Below are 505 nucleotides of genomic sequence, written 5' to 3' on the forward strand. Positions count from 1 at the left end.
CTCCTGGACCGTGAGAAGCTTCGCCGAAAAAGCCATCAGCGACGCCGTTGTCGACCAAATCACTTTCGAGGGATTTGATCCGCGTACTACTTGAGACAAGAGCGAGTTTCCTCTATATGGTATACACGTAAACCACCGGGATTTTCCATGAGCAAGCAAACAGCCATCAGGCTTCCAGACGAGACCTATGAACGTCTTCAGTCGCTGGCCGCAAAGACCGGACGCACCGCCACGTTCTACATGCGTCAGGCTATCGAAGAATATTTGGACGATCTCGAAGATTTGTATCTGGCAGAACAGGCCACGCTGCGCTTGAATCGCGGCGAGGATCAGGTTCTAACCGCGGAGGAATTCTGGCGTGGCCTGGACGATTGAGTACACTCGGTCGGTTCAAAAATCACTCAAAAGTCTTGATACACAAACGCGAGGGCGAATCCGGAAATTCTTGAATCAACGAATTGCCAATCTGGACGATCCCCGCCAAACTGGAAAAGCACTTCAAGGT

1 protein-coding gene is annotated in these 505 nt (G+C 51.3%); it reads left to right on the forward strand.

The features are described from left to right. Window positions 1-147: 147 nt before the first annotated feature. Entirely contained in the window at window positions 148-375 is a 228-nt protein-coding gene (gene relB, locus ACXJ5O_RS29565; RefSeq protein ID WP_224506720.1) for a type II toxin-antitoxin system RelB family antitoxin, read from the forward strand. The last annotated feature ends 130 nt before the right edge of the window (window positions 376-505 follow it).

The organism is Phyllobacterium sp. P5_D12, assembly GCF_054049495.1.